The organism is Actinoplanes regularis (assembly GCF_900188005.1).
GTDB classification, from domain to species: Bacteria; Actinomycetota; Actinomycetes; order Mycobacteriales; family Micromonosporaceae; genus Actinoplanes; species Actinoplanes regularis.
In genome coordinates this window covers 30,555-45,232 of sequence record NZ_FZNR01000025.1, presented here as the reverse complement: position 1 = coordinate 45,232, position 14,678 = coordinate 30,555, and the positions used below count along the sequence as shown (strand labels likewise).

Below are 14,678 nucleotides of genomic sequence, written 5' to 3'. Positions count from 1 at the left end.
GAGCGAGCGACCGATTCGTACAATAAGAAAATATCGAGCGAACCGGGCATGTCGCCCGTCGCGTCGCTCCCGACCTGGTTCCCGGCTCGCCAAAAGATCATCCGTCCGGTGCTCCCCTCGCGGCCACCGCCAAGCCACCACCGGCGACCGTCACAGCGACGTCACCGGATCGGTCGGTACGCATCACCCGGGCGCCGTCACTCTCCAACCGGGCGATCAACGACGCGTTCGGGTGACCGTAGTCGTTGCCCACCCCCACCGAGACCAGCGCCACCGCCGGATCCACCGCGTCCAGCAACTCCGTCGACTGAAGCGCGCTGCCGTGGTGTGCCACCTTCAGCACATCCGCCCGCACCGCCGCCACCCCGAGCCGCCCCACCAGGTCGTTCTGCTCCTCGGTCTCCGCGTCGCCGAGCAGCAGCACGGTCCACCCGGCGAGCGTGGCGCGCAGCACCAGCGAGTTGTTGTTCGGATCCGAGTTGGTCCCGTGCAGCGGTTCCAACGGCGCGAGCGCGTCCAACCGCAGGCCGCCCACCTCGTAGACCCAGCCGGGTCCGACCGCCCGCGCCGGCGTCCCCGCCCTCCCGGCGACCTGCGCGACCTGTTCCCGGCCGCCCTCCGGCTCGGGCCAGTCCGGCGCGACGACCAGCGCCACGGCCCGCCCCCGGAAGATCCCGTCCACCCCACCGATGTGATCCGCGTGATAGTGACTGACCACGAAGAGCACCACCTGCCGGATCCCGAGCCGACGCAGGCACCCGTCCACCGGGTCCGGTTCCGGGCCGGCGTCGACCACCACCGCGCGCCCGCCACCCGCCGAAAGCACGATCGCGTCCCCCTGCCCCACCGAGCAGGCCACCACCAACCAGCCGGGCGGCGGCCAGCCGGAGGCGAGCAGGCGCACCGGCAGCGCACCGAGCACCGCACCCGCCGCCACCACGGCGGTCAGCCGGCGGACGACCGCCCGCCGGGCCGTGATCAGGAACACCACCGTGAGCCCGGCCAGCAGCAACGCCCCGGGCACACCGTCCGGCCAGGGCAACGCACCGGCGGGCACCCGTGCCCCGGTCCGCGCGACCAGCACCAGCCACTCGGCCGGCCAGTGACCGCACCAGGCGGCGAACTCGGCGCCGGCCGGCCACACCGCGGAGAGCAGCGCCGCGGCCACCCCGAGCAGCGTGGCCGGGGCGATGGCCGGCACCACGACCAGGTTGGCCGGCACCGCGATCAGGCTGACCGTCCCGGACAGCCCGGCGATCACCGGGCCACAGGCCACCTGCGCGGCGGCCGGCACGGCCAGGGCCTCGGCCGCGCCCGGCGGCCAGCCACGGGCTCGCAACGCGTCCCGCCACACCGGCGCGAGCAGCAGCAGGCCACCGGTGGCGAGCACCGACAGGGTGAACCCGGCGTCGGCGGCCAGCTCCGGGTCACCGAGCAGCAGCACCGCGGCCGCCGCGGCCAGGGCCGGAACCGCGGCCCGGGGCCGGCCGGAGGCGAGCCCGACCAGCCCGATCGCGCCCATCGCCGCGGCACGCACCACGCTCGGCGACGGCCGCGCCAGGATCACGAAGCCGACCAGCGCCACCCCGCACACCGCCGCGCTGAGCACCGGGCCGGCCCCGAACCGCCGCACCACGAACAGGATGACGCCCAGGATGATCGCGACGTTCGAGCCGCTCACCGCGTTCAGGTGGGTCATGCCGGTGGCCTGGAAGTCGGCCTCCAGGCTCGGGTCGAGCCGGCTGGTGTCGCCGACGACCAGGCCCGGCAGCAGACCGCCGGAGTCGTCCGGCAACGGTTCACAGGCCCGCTGCAGGCCGGCCCGGAGCACCCCGGCGGCGCGCTGCGCCCAGGACGGCGCACCGACCAGGCGGGGCGGTTTCCGCACCGAGACCACGGCCGCCCGCAGGTCACCCGGGCGCGGCGGCATCAGTTTGCCGGTGGCGATCACATGCTGTCCGGGCAGCAGACCGCGCCATCCCGGATCACCGCTCAGCACCAGCGCCCGCGCGGAGAGCCGGACCGGGTCCCCGCCATCCACCCGGCGCACCCGTTCCAGCTCCACCGCCACCAGGTAGGCCGGCGGACCGGCCGTCCCGCGCAACGCCCGCGGGTCGTCGCGGACGACCGCCCACACCTGCACCGGATCCCCGGACTCGGTGAGGGCCACGAGCGGCCGGGCCTCCCGCACGCTGACCCGAGCCGCCGTCGCCACGGCCCCGCACCCGGCCCCGAGCGCCAGCGCCACCCCGATCCACCGCAGCCCGCGCGCCCACGCCGCCCCGGTCAGGGCGCAGACCCCGGCGAGGAGCAGCGCCGCACCGCCGACGAGCAGCCCGTGCCACGCGGACAGATGCAGCGCGGCCAGCCCGGCGAGCCAGACACCCACCATGAACCCGGCGAGCCGCAGGTCCGGCCGCGCGCGTGCGGGCGGGCTCACACCGTCACCAGCTCTTTCAGCTGCTCATAGCGGGAGTCGCCGATGCCGTCCACCTTGCGCAGGTCACTGACGGCCCGGAAACCGCCCTGCGCGTCCCGGGCGTCCAGAATCCGTTGCGCCAGCACCGGCCCGACCCCGGGCAGCGAGTCCAGGTCGGCGAGTGTCGCGGTGTTGAGGTTGATCAACCCGCCGGTCGAGGCGGCCGGCCCGGGAGCCGGCACTGTCCCGGGCGGCGCCCCCACCATGATCAGCTCGCCATCGGTGACCTTGCGAGCCAGGTTGAGGCTCGCCACATCCACTCCCGGCTCGGCCCCGCCCGCCGCGGTCAGCGCGTCGGCCACCCGGGCGCCGGGCGCCAGCCGGACCAGCCCGGGCCGGCGCACCTTGCCCCCGACCGCGACCACGATCTCGGCCGGCACGCCGCCGCTCGCCGTACCGACCCGGGAGTCCGTGCCGCCGGTGCCGCCGGCACCTCCGGCGGCCGCCGGGGTCCGCTCGCCGCCCGGCACGACCGGATCCACCCGGGGCCGGGATCGCCAGGCCAGAAACGCCGCGACCAGCACGACCACCACCGCGACCGCGGCCAGCGCCCGCACACCGGGCCGCCCGGGGTCAAAGGCGTGCAGCCATTTCCGCGGGCCGCCGTCGTCGTCACCGAAAGCGCCCTTGCCCGCAAGCGCGGGCTCCGGGGATGCCGGCTGCTCCTCGAACTTCCAGGCATACCGCTCGTCGAACGGCTCCGCCCAGCCCGGCGAAGCAGGCCGCCCAGGCACCGCGGCACCCACCCCGGAAGCAGCGAAGCCCCCGGGAATTCCGGAAGGCACCGGAAGGCCACCGGTCCCGTCAGATCCGCCAGACAGACCACGCCCACCACCCCTCGAATTACCCGTTTCATCCCCGGAACGAGTGGCTCGGTGGAGACCCCGCGCGGGATCGCCCGGATCGTCGATCTCCGACCAGGCCGGAACGATGTCCGACCACAGCAGTGGCCCGCCATCGCCGGCCAGCTCACCCCGGAACGACCGCGTCGCGGGCCGCCCGTCGTGCAACGCCCGCATCCGGGTCGCCACGACGTCGTCGGTATCCTTCGCCTCTCGCACGGGATGGAGTCTGTGACTTCCGCCCGGACGAGACCGGCTCCCCTGTGGACGGCCCGGCACTGTGGACGCCGCCCACGATCTTCCCGGATCTGCTAAAGGACGGCGTGTGACCAGAGAAGAGGCGATCCTCCGGCTCCGCACCGCCGGCTGCGTGTTCGCCGAGGACGAGGCCGAGGTGCTGGCCGAGGCCGCCGCGGGCGGGACCCCTCTCGACGTGCTGGTCGGACGCCGCTGCGCCGGTGAGCCGCTGGAACAGGTGGTCGGTTACGCCGATTTCTGCGGCGTCCGGGTCCGCCTCCGCCCCGGCGTCTTCGTCCCCCGCGTCCGCAGCGAGCTTCTGGTCCGATTAGCCATCGAAAGGGTGAAAGAAGAGCGCGATCCACTGGTGGTGGATCTCTGCTGCGGCTCCGGCGCGCTCGGCCTAGCCGTCCGCCATCAGGTCCCCGGCATCACCCTGCACGCCGCCGACGTCGATCCGGTCGCGGTCGCCTGCGCTCGCGACAACATGGAGACCGGCGCTGGGACGACCGTCCACCAGGGCGATCTCTTCGCCGCCCTGCCCCCGCGACTGCGCGGCCGGATCACGGTCCTGCTGGCCAACGTCCCCTACGTCGCGACCCGTCACCTGGCGTTCCTCCCCACCGAGGCCCGCGACCACGAGCCCCGGACCGCCCTGGACGGCGGCGACGACGGCCTGACCGTCTTCCGCGCCGTGGTGGCGCAGGCCCGGGACTGGCTGGCGGAAGGTGGGCTCCTGCTCTCCGAGATCACTGCGGCCCAGATCCAGGCCGCGATCACCGTCGTCGATGGGAACGGATTGACGTCTGCCGTCCTCAGCGATGATGATCTCGACGCCCGTGTGATCACCGCGAGACGATAGGCAGCGCCGTGGGGCTGTTCCGCAGGGTCGCCCGCGCCCAGCTGGCCCGCCGGGTCATCCGGCGTCTGCGCCGCGCCGGGATCCCGGGCGCCCGCTACAACTCGGCCGGTTTCGAGGTCTGGTTCAGGGTGCCCGGCGACACCGAGACCACCATCCTGCCGCTCGCCCCCTTGCTCGGCCGCGGTCGCAGCGAGTTCGGCGGATATCTGGCGGACGTCCTTCGTACCAGAAATCTCCCGGCGGACTGGGCGGACGCCGCGCCGATGCTGCGCCCGGTGTTACGCGGCGCCGCGCCGGGCGCGCCGCTGCACCGCCCGGCGTTGCCGTTCCTGTCCGAGTTCGTCGTGGTCGATCATCCCGAGACCATCACGTACGTCACCCCGGCCCAACTGGCGACCTGGAACGTGACCGCCGACCGGGTGTTCGGCACCGCCCGCGCGAATCTGCCCGGCGCGGTGCTGCACGGCAATCCCACGGACCGGCCGGTCGTGGTGCGATTCGTCGACGACGGAAACTCCTACTGGACCTCGCACCTGCTGCTGCCGGGCTGGCTGGAGCGGCTCACCGGGCAGGTCGGCGGCCGCCCGGTGGCGTTCGCCCCGGAACGCGGAACGCTGCTGGTCACCGCGGACGGCACCGACCTGCTGCCGGCGCTGTTCGCGCAGGCCGAGGAGATCTACGCGAAGTCCTCACGGTCGCTGACCCCGATGGCGTACGTCAGTGACCAGGACGGCCGCACGATCCCCTACCCGGCGCCGCCCGGCCACCCCCTGCATCACCCGGTGTCCCGGGCCGAACGGATCCTGGCCGTCGAGGAGTACCGGCAACAGGCCGCGAAGCTGCCCGGCGCCGCCGAGGTGCGGCTGGTCGGCTCGGACCGGGACGGCTGGCGCACCCAGGCGCTGTGGGGGCGGAACACCCCGGTCCTGCTGCCGGCCGCCGACGAGGTGCTGGCCGGCGACCGGATACTGCTCTGGAGCGACCTGGACCTCATCCCGGTGGAGGAGCTGAACCCGCCCCGCTGGCGTGCGCTGAGCTGGCCCTAGTCACGGCGGTGCACGATCACACCGGCCAGGCCCGGCCCGGTGTGCGCGGCCACCACGGCACCCACTTCGGTGAGATAGCAGTCCCGCAGCCGGTCACCGAGCCGCATGGTGATCGCGTCGACCAGCGCCGTCGCCCGTTCCGGGGTGCCCAGGTGGTGCACCGCGATGTCGGCCTCCCCCGGCCCGGCCGCCTCGACCGCGAGGTCGACCAGCCGGCTCAGTGCCCGTCCGGCCGTACGCACCTTGTCCCGCACGACCACCGCCCCGTCCGCCACGTGCAGGATGGGCTTGACCGAGAGCGCGGTCCCGACCAGCGCCGAGGTCGCCCCGATCCGGCCCCCGCGGCGCAGGAACTCCAGCGTGTCCACGTAGAAGTAGGTGCTGACCCGTTTCGCGTGGTCGGCCGCGACCCGTCGTACCGCGTCGAGATCCTGGCCCCGCGCCGCCGCCGCGGCGGCGGCCAGCGCCGGGAAGCCCAGACCCATCGCCGCGGTGCCGCTGTCCACCACCTGAACCCGCGGGCCGACCTCGGCGGCGGCCAGTTGGGCGGCCTCGAACGTGCCGGAGAGCTTGGCGGACAGGTGCACGGAGACGACGCCGTCGGCCCCGCCGTCCAGCAACCGCTGGTAGACCTCGACGAACTGGGAGGGGGCGGGCCGGGAGGTGCTCACCGAGGAGCGCCGGGCGCCGAGCGCCCGGGCGACCTCGGCCGGGGAGATCTCCAGGCCCTCCAGACCGTCCCAGCCGTTGATCACGACGGTGAGCGGCACGATGGTCAGCTCATATCGCCCGTTCAGCTCGGCGGGCAGATAAGCCGTGGAATCGGTGACGACCGCGATGGTCATGCACGAACTCTACTGATCGAAAGCCCGTTCGGGATCAGCCCGGGGTGACCGAGGACACCAGGAACGGCTCACCCTGCTGGCAGGTGGACATCATGCCGGGCTGTGGCGTCCCGGTCACCTGCACCTTGCTGCCGACGGCGGCGGCCGCGCGCAGCGTCTCGTCCTTGAAGACGAGCAGGTGGGTGGTGGCCTTCTCCTGCAGAAGCAGGCAGTTCGGCTCCACCCCGGCGGTGACCGTGCCGGAGATGGTGGTGGTGCCGGCCGCCGGCTTTCCGGTCTTCGTGGTCTCCGGGACGCCGGACGGCGACGGCTCGGCAAAGAACGAGGGCACGGCGCCGGACGGAATCGAGCCGGACGAGGTTGACCCGGCGCCGTCCTGCGAGTTCGCGCAGCCGGCGACGAGCAGCAGGAACAGGGCGGCGGGTACGGCGTTTCGACGGATCATGGTGGTTGGACGCTCCCAGTCACTGGTCGGTTCCGTCAGACCGCCGGGGGAACCGGCTGTTCGGCGTGGGCACCCACGTTGTAGGCCCCCAGCTGCCACCCCGGCCCCTCGTCGTGGGTCAGTTCGACCCAGTGGCAGTTCTGCAGCGCCCGCAGGGTACGCATCTGCTCGCGAGGCCAGCCGAGCAGATGCCCGAGGCCCTGACGGGCTGCCGCGCCGTGGGTGGCGACCACCACGACGCCGCCGGGCGCCAGGGCAGACGCGTCCTGGAGCGCGTCGCTGACCCGTTTGCCCAGATCGTCGAGGGTCTCCACGTCACCACCGACAACGTCGGCGCCGGCTTTCCAACGGGCGAACTCGTCCGGCCGGGTGGCCGCCACCGTCGCCGTGGTCAGGCCCTGCCAGGCGCCGAAGAACCGCTCCCGGAGCCGCTCGTCGTAGCTGACGGCCTGCCCGGTCAGCGCCGACAGCGCGGCCGCCGTGTCGGCGGCGCGCCGCAGATCGCTGGCGACGATCGCGTCCGGACGCGTCGTCGCCAGCAGCCGCGCCGCCTCCGCCGCCTGCCGGTGGCCGAGTTCGTTGAGCGGCACGTCGGTCTGCCCCTGGACGCGGTGGCTCGCGTTCCAGTCGGTGTTGCCGTGCCGCCAGACGATCAGGCGGGTGGTCACTGCAGGTCGGTGCCGGCCGCGCCCGCGTCGACCATGTCACGGTCGACGAACGGGATGGTCGGGCAGTCCTTCCACAGCTTGTCGAGGGCGTAGAACTCGCGCTCCTCGCTGTGCTGCACGTGGACCACGATGTCGACGTAGTCCAGCAGCACCCACCGGCCCTGCCGCTCGCCCTCCCGCCGGACCGGCTTCGCCTTCTCCGGCAGGTTGACCAGGGCTTCCTCGATGGCGTCGACGATCGCCGTGACCTGGCGCTCGTTGGACGCGGAGGCGATGACGAAGGCGTCGGTGATGTAGAGCTGATCGGCGACGTCGATGACGGAGATTTCCTGCGCCTTCTTGTCGGCGGCGGCCTGCGCGGCCGTCATCGCCAGTTCCAGGGCGCGTTCAGTGACGGGCAAAAGAGTCCCCTCGGTCGGGTTCAGTGACTGGTCAAGTCTCTCACGCGAGTCCGGCAATCCCCGAGTCCCGATAGAGGCCCCGCTTGTTGATGTACTGCACGACACCATCCGGGACCAGGTACCACACCGGGAGACCGCTGGCGACCCGCTGGCGGCAGTCGCTCGACGAGATCGCCATCGCCGGCACCTCGACCAGGGTCACCCGGTCGGCCGGAAGGTCCGCGGCGGAGAGTTCGAAGCCGGGCCGGGTGACGCCGATGAAGTGCGCGAGACCCAGCATGGTCAAGGCGTCCCGCCACCACATGATCCGGGCCAGCGCGTCGGCGCCGGTGATGAAGAAGAGCTCGGCGGACTGGCCGTAGACGGCCCGCATGTCGCGCAGGGTGTCGACGGTGTAGGTGGGCCCGTCCCGGTCCATGTCCGCCCGGCTGACGTGGAACCGCGGGTTGGAGGCGGTGGCGATCACCGTCATCAGGTAGCGGTCCTCGGCGGGCGAGACCTTGCCCTTCTCGTACGGCTGCCCGGTCGGGACGAACATCACCTCGTCCAGTTCGAAACGGGCCTGCACCTCGCTCGCCGCGACCAGGTGGCCGTGGTGGATGGGATCGAACGTCCCGCCCATGATCCCGATCCGCCTGCCCGACACCCGGAAAGCTTAGATCAGCCGTCCAGGCGTTTCCGTACGGCCATCAGCAGGTCATCGGCCGTGAACGGCTTCTCCAACAGCGCGACACCCGGATCCAGGGTGCCCTGGGAGGCCAGAATCGGCTGTGCGTAACCGGACATGTAGAGCACCCGGGTGTCCGGCCGCACCCCGGTCAGCGTCTCGGCCAGTTCCTTGCCCAGCATCCCGGGCATCACCACGTCGCTGAGCAGCAGGTCGATCTTCCCCGGGAAACCGGCCGCCACCTGTAGCGCCTGTGTGCCGCAGTCCGCGGAGAGCACCTGGTATCCGGCGCCGGTGAGGATCCGGCCGGCCACGTCCCGCAGCCCCGCCTCGTCGTCCACCACCAGCAGCATCTCGCCGTGTCCCAGCGGGGCGGCCGACGTCTCCTCGGCCTGCTGGGGCACCGTGTCCGCGCCGGCCGGCAGCAGCACGGTGACCGTGGTACCCAGTCCCGGCTCGCTGGCCAGGCTCACCTCGCCGCCGGCCTGGGTGATGATGCCGTACACCGTGGCCAGGCCGAGCCCGGTGGCCTCGCCCTTGCCTTTGGTGGTGAAGAACGGGTCGAAGGCGCGCTCCAGCACGTCCGCGGTCATGCCGCGCCCGGAGTCGGAGATCCGCAGCCGGACCTGGTCGCCCATCCGGTGGCTGTCGATCACCAGGTTGCCGCCGGACGGCATCGCGTCCCGGGCGTTGGTCGCCAGCTGGACCAGCATCTGTTCGAGCAGGCCGGGGTCGCAGGTGACCGACGGCAGGTCCCGGCCGGGCCGGAAGAGCAGGGTGATCTGTTCGCCGAGCGCCCGGCGCAGCGTCTCCTGCAGGTCGCCGATCGTCGCGTTGAGGTCGAGCGGCTGTGGGCGCACCACCCCGCGCCGGGCGAAGGCGAGCAGTTGCTGGGTGAGGTCGGTGCCGCGGGTGCCGGCCCGGACCACCTGCTGGGCGTCGGCGGCGATCGCCGAAAGGTCCGGCTCGGGCGACTCGGCCTCCTCGATCACGAAGTTGGCGTAGTTGAGGATGACGCCGAGCATGTTGTTGAAGTCGTGCGCGATGCCGCCGGCCAGCTGTCCCAGGCTCTCCAGCCGCTGGCTGCGGTGCGCGTGCGCCTCGGCCCGCAGCCTGGCCTTCTCCTCCTCGGTCCGGAGCCGCTCGCTGATGTCCCGGACCACCGCGACCGCGAGCCGGCCCTGTGGGGTCTCGACGATCGTGGTGGACGACTCGATCGGGAACTCGGTGCCGTCCCGGCGGCGGGCGCTGGTCACCACGGTGCCGATCGAGCCCGGTGGGTCCGAGTCGATCAGCCGTTGGCGTCCCGGCACCAGTGCCTTGGATTCCTCGGTCAGGAGCAGATCGACCGGACGGCCGACCAGCTCGGCGCTGGACCAGCCGAACATCTGTGCGGCCCGATCGTTGGCGAGCACGATCCGCGCGTCGTCGAGGACCAGGATCGCGTCCGGTGCGGCCTGCAGCAGGCCGCTGGACAGTTCAGCGGACCATTCCACGCATTCACCCCCGTAGCACCAGGCTACGGGGTTGAGCCCCACAAAACCGGAATTTCGCCCGAGGTCACTCGCGCGCCAGCAGCGCTCGCCGCATGTCGTCGTCGTTGTCCTGCACGACCCGGCGCAGCAGCGGGTTCACCTCCGGCTCGGCCAGCAGGCCGGCCGCCGCCCGCCGGGTCGAGGCCGAGACCATCACCGCCGGGTACGCCGCGGCCAGGGTCTTCTCCGCACTCATCCCGGACCGGATCCGCAGCATCTCCGGCATGTCCGTGAAGTACCGCGCCACGTACGGCTCCAGCAGCTCTCGCTGCTCGGGCTGCCAGAACCCGCCCGCGGTGAGCTCGACCAGCCGGTTGGAGAGCGAGGCGTCGCCGACGACCGCCGCCCACGCCGCCTCCTTGGCCGCGGGGTCGGGCAGCGCGGCACGGCACCGGGCCGCCCACTGCTCCCCGGTGGCCGTACGGTCACCGGCCAGCTCCGCCTCGATCGCGTCCACGCCGGCCGCGCCGAGCACCGCCAGCCGGTACAGGATCAGCCAGCGCAGGTCCTCGTCGAGGACCAACCCGTCCGGCAGCCCCTCGCCGGCCAACCAGCCGGCCAGCCGGCCGGTCTCGACGGTGGCGCCGATCAGCCCGCGGGCCGCGATCAGCTGCCGCGAGCCGCCGGCCGGGGAGGCGGCCAGCAGCCGGTCGGCGGCCTGGGCCAGAAGCTCAAGGGCGGCCGGGCGGGTCTCCTCGGTGGCGTACCGGTCGACCAGGCCCCGGGTGGCGCGCAGCACGTCCTCGACGATCACCGTCTCCGTCTCCACCGGCAGCGCGGCGAGCACCAGGGTGACCAGCTCGGCGACCGGGCGTTCCCCGTCCACCACGGCGTCCAGGGTCGCGGCCCAGATGACCGCGCGGGCCAGCGAGTCCGTCAGCAGCGGCAGCAGCAGCGGAACGGCCGCGGCCGACCGGTCGTCCAGGCGGATCTTCGCGTACGCCAGATCGCCGTCGTTGAGCAGCAGCAGGTCGGCGGCGCGCACCCCGGCCAGCTCGGGCAGCACGGTCCGCCCGGTCGCGTCGAGCTCGGACTCGATCAGCTCGCGGCGCACCACGGCACCGTCCACGTGGTCGTAGAGCCCGACGCCGATCCGGTGCGGGCGCAGCGTCGGGTACCCGTCCGGCGCGGTCTGCACGATCGTCACCTCGCGGTACACGTCCCCGTCCCGCTCCACCTCGAGCCGCAGCGTGTTCACCTGGGCCCGGCGCAGCCACACCTCGGCCCAGCCGGAGAGGTCCCGGCCGCTCGCCTTGGAGAGCGCCCCGAGCAGGTCGGCGAGGGTGGCGTTGCCGAACGCGTGCGCCTCGAAGTGCATGTTGACCCCGGCCAGGAACGACTCGTCGCCGAGCCAGGCGACCAGCTGCTTGAGCACCGAGGCGCCCTTGGCGTACGAGATCCCGTCGAAGTTCATCAGCGCCTGGTCGGTGTCGGCCACCTCGGCCGGCGCGACCGGGTGGGTCGACGGCCGCTGATCGGCGCGCAGGCCCCAGGCCTTGCGCTGCATCGCGAACGTGGTCCAGGTGCCGGTGAACCGGGTCGCCTCGGCGGCCACCCGGGAGCCCAGGTACTCGGCGAACGACTCGTTCAGCCACAGGTCGTCCCACCAGGCCATGGTGACCAGGTCGCCGAACCACTGGTGGGCCATCTCGTGGGCGATCACGCTGGCCCGGTGCTCGCGCTCGGTCTCCGTGATCGTCGAGCGGGGCACGAACTCGTCGCGGAACACCACCAGGCCCGGGTACTCCATCGCGCCGAAGTTGAACTCCGGGGCGAAGGCCTGCTGGTAGTGCCCGAACGGGTACCGGATCTCGAACATCTCGTGGAACCGGTCCAGGCACTGCTTGGTGACCTCGAAGATCTCCGCGGCCTGCGCGTCCAGCTGCGCGGCGAGCGTGGCCCGGATGTAGAGCGCCAGCGGGAGGCCGTCGTGCTCGTCGGTGCGCACGTGCCAGGGTCCGGCGATCAGGCTGGCCAGGTAGGTGGAGATCCGCTCGGTGGGCGCGAACTCCCAGCGCCCGCCGTCGCGGGAGACCAGTCGCCCGTTGGTGGCGACCGTCCAGTCGGCCGGGGCGGTCACGCTGACCCGGAACGACGCCTTCAGGTCGGGCTGGTCGAAACAGGGCAGCACCCGGCCGCCGTTGTTGATGAACAGGTGCTGGTAGAGGTAGACCGAGCCGTCAGCGGGATCGGTGTACCGGTGCAGACCCTCGCCGTTGTTCGAGTACCGCATGGTCGCGTCGACGACCAGCTCGTTCTCCTCGGCAAGGCCGCTGAGCACGAGCCGGCCGTCGGCGGCCGCGGAGGGCGGCACCGGCTCCCCGTTCAGGGTGATCGAGGCGATCTCGGCCGGCTCGAACTCGAGGAACGTCGCCCGGCCCGGGCGGGCCCGGAAACGGGTCACGGTACGAGCCCGGAAGGTCTCACTGTCCCCGGTGACGTCCAGGTCGACGTGGTAGCTCTCGACGTCGACGAGGGACGCCCGCTCGGCGGCCTCGGCACGGGTCAGGGTCGGCATGACGACAATCATGCCGGTACCCGTTCCCGGGCCGTGCAGGCACGTCCGTGATCCCTTGCCAGGCCGCGCCGCGATCGGGCTACTGGACCAACGCGGGCAGCCGCTTCGCGAAGCAGACGCTGCCGGGGTCGCCGGCATGATCCCCGAACGCGGGGATCTGCCGGTAACCCGACGACTGGTAGAGGGCGATCGCCGCAGGCAGGTGGAGGTCGGTCGCCAGCTGGATGACCGGGCGGCCCACGGCGAGCGCCTCCTCCTCGACCGCCACGATCATCTGCCGGGCCAGGCCCCGGCCGCGGTACGCCGGCCGGACGTACATCCGCAGCATCTCCGCGACCCCGTCCTCGAGGGCCTGCCAGGCGGCGCAGGCGACAGCCCGGCCGTTGACCACGCCGATCAGATACTCCACGTCATCGTGCGGTTCGAATATCCTGCCCGTACCGGCACCGGCCTCGGCCAGTTCGCGCTGCTGAGCAGTCACGAGAGCGGCGAGCTCGGGGTCCAGGGCGGGACGCGATTCGATCAGCACAGACGTGACTGTAAGTGATCTCCCTTTCCTCAGGGTTGCGCAAACCTGGCCTATGCCCTATTCGTCGGTGTCGTCCTCGTCGGTAACCAGCACCGGGACCTGCGAGTTCGCGACGCTGGAGATCGTGCCGTCGGCGGCCATCTGCACCACCTCGTCCTCGAAACGGACCCGGCGGGACTTGCGCGCGGCGAGCCGCTGCGCCGCGCTGGGCCGGGTGTCGAGCTCCTCGAGGCGCGAGTCGGTACCTCGCGGGCCGGAGACGAACTCGCCCGCGTTGGGCTGCCAGTCGAACTCGCGGGTCCCGATCCGGACCGGGTCGCCGGCCCGGGCGCCCAGCTTGCCGAGCTTGTCCTCCACGCCGAGCCGCTCCAGCCGGTCGGCCAGGTAGCCGATGGCCTCGTCGTTGTCGAAGTTGGTCTGCTTGATCCAGCGCTCGACCTGGCTGCCACGGACCACGAACACGCCGTCCGCGTCCTGCTCGATGGTGAAGCCGGTGTCGTCCACCGCGCGCGGGCGCAGCACGATCCGGGTCGCCTCGACCACCGGCTTGGCGGCCCGGTTCTCGGCGACCAGAGCGGCCAGCGCGTAGTTGAACTCCTTGAGCCCCTCGCGGGTGACCGCGCTCACCTCGAACACCCGGTAGCCGCGGGCCTCCAGGTCGGGGCGGACCATCTCGGCCAGGTCCCGGCCGTCCGGGATGTCGATCTTGTTGAGCACCACCATCCGGGGCCGGTCCTCCAGGCCGCCGTAGGCGCTCAGCTCGGCCTCGATCGCGTCGAGGTCGGCCAGCGGGTCACGCTCGATCTCCGGCGTCGCCGCGTCCAGCACGTGCACCAGCACCGAGGTGCGCTCGATGTGCCGGAGGAACTGCATGCCCAGGCCCTTGCCGGTGGCCGCGCCGGGAATCAGCCCGGGCACGTCGGCGATGACGAACGTCTCCTCGCCGGCCTGCACCACACCCAGGTTCGGCACCAGGGTGGTGAACGGGTAGTCGGCGATCTTCGGCTTGGCTGCGGAGAGCACCGAGATCAGCGACGACTTGCCGGCCGACGGGAAACCGACCAGGCCGACGTCGGCGACGCTCTTCAGCTCGAGCACCACGTCCAGCCGGTCACCCGGCTCGCCGAGCTCGGCGAAGCCCGGCACCTTGCGGCGGGTGTTGGCGAGCGCCCGGTTGCCCCGGCCGCCCCGGCCACCCCGGGCCACCTCGTACTCCGTGCCGATGCCGACCAGGTCGGCCAGGACCTCGCCGTCGGCGGTCTGCACGACGGTGCCGTCCGGCACCTTGAGCACCAGGCCCTTGCCGTTCGCCCCGTCCCGGTTCGCACCGGCGCCACCGCCGCCGTTGCTCGCCTTGATGTGCGGGTGGAAGTGGAAGTCCAGCAGGGTGTGCTGCTGCGGGTCCACGACCAGCGTGATGCTGCCGCCGTGCCCGCCGTCACCACCGTCCGGTCCACCCAGCGGCTTGAACTTCTCCCGGAGCACGGAGACACAGCCGTGCCCGCCGTCACCCGCCTGCAGGTGCAGCACGACCCGGTCGACGAACGTGGTCACTTCAGCTCTCCCCTTACCGGCTTCCAGAAAAACAACAGCGGGCCGCGGAC

Annotated in this window: 13 protein-coding genes; 2 read left to right on the top strand and 11 right to left on the bottom strand. The window is 72.5% G+C overall.

All coding sequences use genetic code 11. The features are described 5' to 3' along the window. Window positions 1–97 precede the first annotated feature (97 nt). Both CHC09_RS38290 and CHC09_RS38285 read right to left on the bottom strand, forming a co-directional pair. The gene (locus CHC09_RS38290) at window positions 98–2,392 is read right to left on the bottom strand and encodes a ComEC/Rec2 family competence protein (RefSeq protein ID WP_089298249.1); all 2,295 of its coding nucleotides are present in this window, start codon (window positions 2,390–2,392) and stop codon (window positions 98–100) included. 44 nt (window positions 2,393–2,436) lie between these two features. After that, a complete protein-coding gene (locus CHC09_RS38285) occupies window positions 2,437–3,213 on the bottom strand; it encodes a ComEA family DNA-binding protein (RefSeq protein ID WP_089298248.1) in 777 nt (258 codons plus the stop codon). A gap of 433 nt (window positions 3,214–3,646) precedes the next feature. Between CHC09_RS38285 and CHC09_RS38280 the strand changes: the two genes are divergently transcribed. Further along, complete coding sequence (locus CHC09_RS38280) at window positions 3,647–4,420, top strand: putative protein N(5)-glutamine methyltransferase (protein WP_089298176.1); 774 nt, start codon at window positions 3,647–3,649, stop codon at window positions 4,418–4,420. Window positions 4,421–4,428: 8 nt separating this feature from the next. Then, window positions 4,429–5,466, top strand: coding sequence for a DUF1444 domain-containing protein (locus CHC09_RS38275; RefSeq protein WP_089298175.1), 1,038 nt, complete (start codon window positions 4,429–4,431; stop codon window positions 5,464–5,466). Here CHC09_RS38275 and CHC09_RS38270 read toward each other — a convergent pair. From CHC09_RS38270 to obgE, 9 genes are all read right to left on the bottom strand, one after another. Further along, the gene (locus CHC09_RS38270; protein WP_089298174.1) at window positions 5,463–6,311 is read right to left on the bottom strand and encodes a DegV family protein; all 849 of its coding nucleotides are present in this window, start codon (window positions 6,309–6,311) and stop codon (window positions 5,463–5,465) included. The genes CHC09_RS38275 and CHC09_RS38270 overlap by 4 nt on opposite strands. Before the next feature lie 34 nt (window positions 6,312–6,345). After that, window positions 6,346–6,756, bottom strand: a complete 411-nt coding sequence (locus CHC09_RS38265) for a hypothetical protein (RefSeq protein WP_089298173.1) — start codon at window positions 6,754–6,756, stop codon at window positions 6,346–6,348. Window positions 6,757–6,791: 35 nt separating this feature from the next. Continuing rightward, a complete protein-coding gene (locus tag CHC09_RS38260) occupies window positions 6,792–7,424 on the bottom strand; it encodes a histidine phosphatase family protein (RefSeq protein ID WP_089298172.1) in 633 nt (210 codons plus the stop codon). After that, the gene (rsfS, locus tag CHC09_RS38255) at window positions 7,421–7,825 is read right to left on the bottom strand and encodes a ribosome silencing factor (RefSeq protein ID WP_089298171.1); all 405 of its coding nucleotides are present in this window, start codon (window positions 7,823–7,825) and stop codon (window positions 7,421–7,423) included. The genes CHC09_RS38260 and rsfS overlap by 4 nt, the downstream gene beginning before the upstream one ends. Before the next feature lie 40 nt (window positions 7,826–7,865). Next, complete coding sequence (gene nadD, locus CHC09_RS38250; RefSeq protein ID WP_275407963.1) at window positions 7,866–8,471, bottom strand: nicotinate-nucleotide adenylyltransferase; 606 nt, start codon at window positions 8,469–8,471, stop codon at window positions 7,866–7,868. Between the two features lie 14 nt (window positions 8,472–8,485). Continuing rightward, complete coding sequence (locus CHC09_RS38245) at window positions 8,486–9,988, bottom strand: hybrid sensor histidine kinase/response regulator (protein ID WP_089298170.1); 1,503 nt, start codon at window positions 9,986–9,988, stop codon at window positions 8,486–8,488. A 64-nt stretch (window positions 9,989–10,052) separates the two neighbouring features. After that, on the bottom strand, window positions 10,053–12,545 hold the full coding sequence (gene pepN / locus CHC09_RS38240; RefSeq protein WP_089298169.1) for an aminopeptidase N: 2,493 nt from the start codon (window positions 12,543–12,545) through the stop codon (window positions 10,053–10,055). Between the two features lie 79 nt (window positions 12,546–12,624). Next, window positions 12,625–13,074: a GNAT family N-acetyltransferase gene (locus CHC09_RS38235; RefSeq protein ID WP_089298168.1), complete on the bottom strand. Its 450-nt coding sequence runs from the start codon at window positions 13,072–13,074 to the stop codon at window positions 12,625–12,627. Window positions 13,075–13,131: 57 nt separating this feature from the next. After that, entirely contained in the window at window positions 13,132–14,628 is a 1,497-nt protein-coding gene (gene obgE, locus CHC09_RS38230) for a GTPase ObgE (RefSeq protein WP_089298167.1), read from the bottom strand. Window positions 14,629–14,678: the final 50 nt, after the last annotated feature.